This window comes from Paenibacillus protaetiae (assembly GCF_004135365.1).
Taxonomy (GTDB): Bacteria; Bacillota; Bacilli; order Paenibacillales; family Paenibacillaceae; genus Paenibacillus_AP; species Paenibacillus_AP protaetiae.
Genome location: NZ_CP035492.1, coordinates 3,940,110 through 3,947,500 on the forward strand (window position 1 = coordinate 3,940,110; position 7,391 = coordinate 3,947,500).

Below are 7,391 nucleotides of genomic sequence, written 5' to 3' on the forward strand. Positions count from 1 at the left end.
AAATTACAATTGTGAACGCTTCCATAAAGAGGTTATAATAGGGCAAATCTCGTTATGCAAACTGTTCACAGGGGGCTTAGCCGCAATGCCCAAAATAACGCTGTTTACGAAAATCGCCGCGCTGCTGCTTATGATGCTGCTGCCGATTATCGGCCTCTATTATTACTCCAACAAAATCAGCACGCATGTGCTCGATTCGGAGCTGAACCGCTCGAACACCGACCAGCTTAGCTTTTTCCAGGAGCAAGTGGATACGACCATCAACGTGATGGGCTTATGGCCCAATCTGCTTGTGCAAGACCCCGATATATCGGCGCTCCGCGATTACTTCGAGCCGATGAAAGAGCTGGACTTGAACACCATTTCCCTAATTAAACGCATTCAGACGAAGCTGAGCATCCAACAAAGTTCCTCCGACTGGAAAAGCACGCTGTCCATTTATTCCCCGCAGCTTAGCCGCGTCATCACCGTGGAAGATGCAAGAGCTTATGACAATACTCAGCTGCAGGGCCGGATGAAATACGGCTGGCAGGTTACGCCGCATGGCGACGCCGACGGATATACGTTTTCGCTTATGACATCGCTTCCATACAATTCTTTTGAATATGGACTCATGCTGGAGGTCCGTTTCGACAGTGCCAATATTACCGATATGCTTAATAAATTTAAGCAGGACGGCCGGCGGGACCCTTTTTATTACAGCAAGGAGTACGGGGCGATCTATAACAGCACCTCCGATAAACCGTTTGCCTCGGAGCTTGCCGCCATATTGGCGCGCGGCGGCTTTCTGAAGCCGGCAGGCAGCCGGCTTGTAGAGCTGCACGGCAAACGGTACATGGTCAATACCGTATTATCCGAAACGACCGGCTGGTATTTGATTGACTACATGCCTTTATCGGATGTGCTTGGACCGGTGTATCAAACCAATTATTTGTTTTATACGATTGTCGGCCTGCTGCTGCTTATGTGCTGCGTCATGGCTTATTTGCTGTACGGTCAGGTGCAGGTGCCGATCAAGCAGCTCGTCGTCAGCTTTCAAAAGCTGAAAAACGGCGACTATGCCGTCAGGCTGAAGCCAAAAGGAAAAGGGAAAACGGAGTTCAACTTCTTGTTTGCCCGTTTTAATTTAATGGTGGAGCAAATTCAGGAGCTGTTCGAGAAAGTATACCTGGAGCAAATCCATGTGCGCGAAGCGAAGCTGAAGCAGCTGCAGTCGCAAATCAATCCGCATTTTTTCTATAACTGCTTTTCATTTATTTCGAGCATGGCGAAGCTGCAAAACTATCAATCGGTTGTGGCGATGAGCCAGGCGTTGTCCAGCTATTACCGGTATACGACCCGGCAGGAGAAAGAATTCGTGCCGCTAACCGAAGAGCTTCAATTCGCCGGCAACTATTTGCGTATCCAGCATATGCGGATGAACCGCCTCGGTTATACGGTCGAAGTGCCGGATCGGATGCTGCATCTGCCCGTACCGCCGCTTGTCATTCAGCCGCTAGTCGAAAATGCAGTGCTGCACGGCATTGAGCCTTACCCGGAAGCGGGGCAAATTCGCATCGCCGGCTATTATGACGGCACGGAGGCGGTTATTGAAGTGGAGGAAGACGGAATCGGTCTTCCTTCCGAAAAAATGCTGGCGATTCAATACCGTTTGTCGCGTCCGAAGGAGGATGAGCTTGGGTACGGATTATGGAACATCCAGCAGCGGATGCAGCTCCGGTTTGGCGAAAACGCCGGCCTGGAGCTGGCTGCATCCCCGCTTGGCGGGCTGCGTATCCGGCTGAGATGGAAGCCGGCGGAAGCTTCAAGCGGCCCTGCGCCGGGCAGCACCTCTGCCTCCGGTACCCAATCCCTGGAAGAAGGAGCTTGACGATGATAGATGTGCTGCTGGTCGATGACGAAACCTATGTGACGGAAAGCCTGGAAGCGACGATCCCTTGGGCGGAGCTTGGCGTAAGCCGCGTATACCGCGCCGATTCCGGCAAGGCTGCACTTCGGATATTGGAAGAGCATGAGGTGGATATCGTTGTGACGGACATCCGCATGCCGGCTATGACCGGCCTGGAACTAATCGAAACGATTGCGGAAAGGTGGCCGGATATCCGCTGCATGCTGCTTACCGGCTATTCTGACTTTGAATACGCCAAGCGGGCGCTGCAGCTGCATGCCGCCGATTATATTTTGAAGCCGGTCGACGACGGGGAATTTATAACCAGTCTGCTAACTATCATTGAAGAGCTGAAGCTGGAATGGGAGCAGGCTGACAGCTATCATCGGCTGTTGTACAACATGAAGTCGGACCTGGGCATGCTTCGCGGCAGTTTGCTGGAGGACTTGCTGCTTGGCCGGCAGCTGTCGCCAAAGCTGCTGGCGGAGAAGCTGGCCTTTTATGAAATTCCGTTCCGGCTGGATGAGCCGGCTGTACTGCTGCTGATCCATTACGGCAATCCCTATGGCAAGTCCGACCGGAACAGCATGGAGCTGATGAACTATGCGGTGCTGAATATCGCGGAGGAAACGTTGTCGCCGCATATGCGTGTCTGGCATGGGGCCGCGCCGCATAATTGCCTGGTCATTGCCGCCCAGCTTGTTCGCAATCGGCCGGATTACGGGGGAGAGGCGCAGCATCGGCGCCAAATGCTGGAGCGGGCAGCCGCAGAGCTGCGGGAGCAGGCGTTAGCTTATTTGAAAGCAGATTTGTCGCTTATCGTCTCAGGCTGGTTCCGGTTTCCGGACCAGGTTGCGGAGGCGTACCGCAAAAGCGTCAGCGCTTATTATGCCAGTGCCGGAGAGACCGCGGGCAAGGTGCTGTTTCTGGAAGACCGGCGTTTGCTTCCGGAAGCCAAGCTGAACTTTACCGAGTCGATGTACAAACCGCCAACGCTTATCCATCTGCTGGAATCGAAGCAATGGGAAGCTTCCGGCGGCAAAATCAGAGATATATTTCTGGCGCTTCGCCGGACCGGATATACAAGGGAACATTTGCAAGAAGTTTTTTTATATGTGACGAATGCTTTTATGTACTGTGCGCATAAGCAAGGCCAGTTCATTTATGAACTCGACCATTCCGGCATGGATATGCTGTTTGACTCATCGGCGGTGCAGTCGCTGGACCGGCTGGAAAGCTGGTCGGAGACGATGCTGCAGCGGCTGCGGACGGAGCTGTCGGCCAGCGACAAATATGCCAAAAGCCATCTCGTCAATCAGGTGCAGGAGATTGTGGCGGCAACGCTCGGCCAGGACGCCTCCGTCAAGACGGTTGCGGACAAAGTGTTCCTGCACCCGGTCTACTTGTCCAAAGTGTACAAGGCGGAAACAGGAGAGAGTTTAAGCGACTATATGATCCGGCTGCGCATGGAGAAGGCCCATTATCTGTTAAAGCATTCCGGCAAAAAAATATATGAAATTACTGCTGAGCTCGGCTATCAGAACCCGCAATATTTCAGCAAATTATTCCGCAAATATTATGGAATGACGCCGCACGAGTTCCGCGGCCACTAAAAAAGGCAAACAAGTTGCAAAAGGTGCAGAAATGTTCTCTTAATGTCATAGGCCTTGTATTCCCCTCAGCCTATAATGAAGCTGCAACCATTCCAACATCAATTTTTGAAGGGGGAAGCACTACTATGTTCAGCGCTTTCAAGAGGCAGCTGCTGCTCACACTCAGCCTTGTATGCATCGTGTCAACAATGGCGGCATGCTCAAGCAGCAATAATAACAACGCAGGCACCAGCACCAGTAATCCGAGTCCGGACGCGTCGGCTTCACCGCCGGCTTCGGCCGCTGCGGGCGATGATTCGCAAACAAGCGCCCTTAAAGACAAATACGATCCGCCGGTCACGATTACGACGGCTTGGGGCGTAGATCCGGCGATACAGTTCAAAAACGGCGAAACGATCGAGAACAATGTGGCGACCAAATGGGCGCACGACCAGTTCGGTATTGATATCAAGTCGCTTTGGTCCGTGACCGATACCAACAATGCATTTGCGACGAAACTTCGCCTGGCGATGTCCTCGGGGCAAAAGATGCCGGATGTGCTTGTCGTCGGGAATGGCGATTCGCAGCTGGTATCCGATCTGATCGAATCGGGCAACTTCCGCGATGTAGGCTCGCTGTTTGACCAGTATGCCAACGATACGTGGAAGCAAGCGATGGAGATCGATCCGACCGTGTGGAATCCGGTCATTCGGGACGGGAAGAAGATGGCTATTCCGATTTTGGATTACGCCTACAATAATGATTATGTATTGTGGATCCGCCAGGACTGGCTCGACAAGCTGGGCATGAAAGCGCCTTCGACGCTGGATGAGCTGGATCAGGTCATGGAGGCGTTCAAAAACCAGAACCCCGACGGCTTGGCGCCGGATAAAGTGACGCCGCTCAGCATCGGCTTCAAAACGTCGATGAACACATGGATGGGCGACCCGTCATGGGTGTTTGGCGCATACGGCACCATTCCGCAGCAGTGGAACAAGGCGGCAGACGGCACGCTTGAATACGGCTCCATTAATCCGGGCATGAAGCAAGGGCTTGCCAAGCTGAACGAATGGTATACGAAAGGTTATATTCCGAAGGAAGCGGCATTATGGGATGAGAACAAAACCGCCGAACCGGCTGTGGCGGGGACAGCGGGCATTATCCCGGGGCCTTACTGGATGAGCGGCTGGCCGCTTGTCGATACGGTCAAAAACGTGCCAAGCGCAGTATGGAAGCCGATCTCGCTGCCAACCGGTCCCGACGGCAAAGCCGGACGCCACGGAACGGCATTTTCAAACGGGTATATTTTGATCAATAAAGACATGGCGCATCCGGAAGCGCTGTTCACGTACCAGAACTACATGTTTGACAATATCGCCAATCCGCAGCCGGGCAGCCAATATGATGTAGGGATCTTTAAAGGGTATGACTATGATCTGGATGCCAGCGGCAATCCGGTTTATCTCGATCAAGTGCCGGGCGGGGCTGTTAACGTCATGCGTTATTTCCTCGTACGCGACGCGGCCCGTATTCCGGACGCGCAAATGAAGGCGCTGATGGATCTGGCCAACGGCAAGGCGCCGGAAACCCGCATGGAAAAGGATCTGGTCAACAACTACGGCAAAGAAACGCCAGCTGCAGCGAAAGTTGTGATGTCGCAGGTGGACGCCGCTTATATGAACATGTTTACCGGTCCTTCAACGGAAACGATGAAGACGAAGCTGGATTATTTGAACAAGATCGAAAACCAGGCGTTTAACGAAATTATATACGGCCAGAAACCGGTCGATACGTTTGATTCCTTTGCGGCTGCTTGGAAAAAATCAGGCGGCGACCAAATTACGAAGGAAGTGAACGAATGGTACAACTCCGTTAAATAAACGGATACCGGCGGTGACGGGCGGTTCGCACGGAAGTACTGCTGTGCCGATCAGCCAGCCGCGTGCACGGATTAACGCCCGGACACGGCAAGCTGCGATGCGGTACTGATTGGAGTATAGTTAGCATCCGGCCGGCCGCGCCAAGTTGTGCCGGACCGGGCTGCGCCTTGCATGAACGTAAAGCCTGCATGCTGACTCTCTGCGCTGTCTATGCACGGCAATGGAGGTTGGTATGCAGGCTTATATAATGAGGTTATTCTCAATTCAAGCGTGCAGGAGGAGTCGCGATATGAGGCAGCTAAAGCGATTTTGGCCGCTGCATTTAATGGTGTTGCCTTCGCTTGTGTTTCTTCTATTATTCAGTTACTTGCCGATGGCCGGGGCTGTCATGGCGTTTCAGGATTATAAGCCTGCGCTTGGCTTTACAGGGTCGGCATGGGTTGGTTTCGACAACTTCCGTTTATTGTTCGAGCGGGAGGACAGCCTTCAGGTCATTTGGAATACGCTGCTGATCGCCGTTATGAAAATTATATTCAATTTGCTGGTGCCGTTTGCGTTTGCGATTTTTTTAAACGAAATTCGCAAACAGCTGTTCAAACGGTTTGTGCAAACCTTGGTCTATTTGCCCCACTTTTTGTCCTGGGTCATTCTTGGCGGCATTCTGATCGATATTTTATCGACGGACGGCGGGCTAGTAAACCGGGCGTTAGGCTGGTTCGGCATCGGTCCGGTTTTTTTTCTCGGTGACGGCAGCTGGTTCCGGTTCACAGTTATCGTATCGGATATTTGGAAGGAATTCGGCTACGGTACGATCGTATTTCTGGCTGCACTCGCGAACATTAACCCTTCGCTTTATGAAGCGGCGGAAGTGGACGGCGCAAGCCGCTGGAAGCAGACGCTGAACATTACTGTTCCGTCCCTGATGCCGATAGCGATTGTGGTCGGCACGCTGGCGTTAGGCAACATCCTGAATGCCGGCTTCGATCAAATCTTCAATCTGTATAACCCGCTTGTGCTTGAGAAAGGGGATATAATTGATACTTTCGTATACCGCACAGGGATTGTGAGCGGCGACATGGGGCTTGGTACGGCGGTCGGGCTGTTCAAATCCGTCATCAGCATGATTCTGATTGTTATTTCGTACAGGCTTGCCTATAAGCTGGCGAACTACCGGATTTTCTAAGAAGGAAGGGAGGGAGAGCGGATGTATCATAAAACCGTTTCGTACCGGACTTTTTCCGTATTTAATTATGTGCTGATGATGCTGGTCGCGCTCTTATGCATATTGCCGCTGGTCCATGTGCTTGCCGTCTCATTAAGCGCCAAGTCGGCTGCGGACGGCAATCTGGTTTCCTTGTGGCCGGTTCATTTTACAACCGAAGCTTATCAGAAAACGATTAACAACCCGGCGTTTATCCGGTCCATCGGCATTTCGGTGCTGCGAACCGTTTCCGGCACGGCGCTTACGCTGCTGCTTGCTTTTTTGGCCGCCTACCCGTTGTCGAGGGAAAATGCACAGTTTAAAGGCCGCAACGTTTATGCTTGGATTTTTATATTTGCGATGGTGTTTAACGGCGGGCTAGTCCCCTTTTATATTATGATTCAAAAGCTGCATCTGATGGGGACGTTCGCGGCGCTTGTATTGCCCGGTGCAGTGAACATCTATTTGACCATCTTAATGATGAACTTTTTCCGCGGCATTCCGAGAGAGCTGGAGGAAGCTTCGCTTATCGACGGAGCGGGCAGCTTTCGCACATTGTTTTCGGTTTTTTTGCCGGTATCGAAACCTGCGATCGCTACACTGAGCTTATTCAGCATCGTATTTCATTGGAACTCCTGGTTTGACGGGCTTCTTTACATGAATCAGCCAAGCCAGTATCCGCTGGCGACGTTTCTGCAGACAGTCATTATCCAGCAGGACATGACAACGTTAAGCCTTGATCCGAAGACGATGGAGCTGATCTCGCAAAAGACCGTGAACGCCGCTCAAATTTTTATCGGTGCGCTGCCGGTGCTTTTGATATATCCGTT

General features: G+C 52.3%; 5 protein-coding genes (1 of these 5 only partly in view). All 5 read left to right on the forward strand.

The genetic code is table 11. From position 1 onward, the window contains the following. Nucleotides 1-85 precede the first annotated feature (85 nt). Nucleotides 86-1,870, forward strand: coding sequence for a sensor histidine kinase (locus ET464_RS18225; protein ID WP_129443394.1), 1,785 nt, complete (start codon nt 86-88; stop codon nt 1,868-1,870). Between the two features lie 2 nt (nt 1,871-1,872). Then, complete coding sequence (locus ET464_RS18230) at nt 1,873-3,501, forward strand: response regulator (RefSeq protein ID WP_129443396.1); 1,629 nt, start codon at nt 1,873-1,875, stop codon at nt 3,499-3,501. 125 nt (nt 3,502-3,626) lie between these two features. Further along, nucleotides 3,627-5,360 (forward strand): extracellular solute-binding protein, encoded by a 1,734-nt coding sequence (locus tag ET464_RS18235; RefSeq protein WP_129443398.1) that lies wholly within the window; start codon nt 3,627-3,629, stop codon nt 5,358-5,360. Nucleotides 5,361-5,649: 289 nt separating this feature from the next. Next, complete coding sequence (locus ET464_RS18240; protein ID WP_129443400.1) at nt 5,650-6,543, forward strand: ABC transporter permease; 894 nt, start codon at nt 5,650-5,652, stop codon at nt 6,541-6,543. 21 nt (nt 6,544-6,564) lie between these two features. Beyond that, nucleotides 6,565-7,391, forward strand: the 5' portion of a protein-coding gene (locus ET464_RS18245) for a carbohydrate ABC transporter permease (RefSeq protein WP_129443402.1). The gene runs 52 nt beyond the window's last position; 827 of the gene's 879 nt are visible here — the first part of the coding sequence; it begins with the start codon at nt 6,565-6,567; the stop codon falls past the right edge of the window.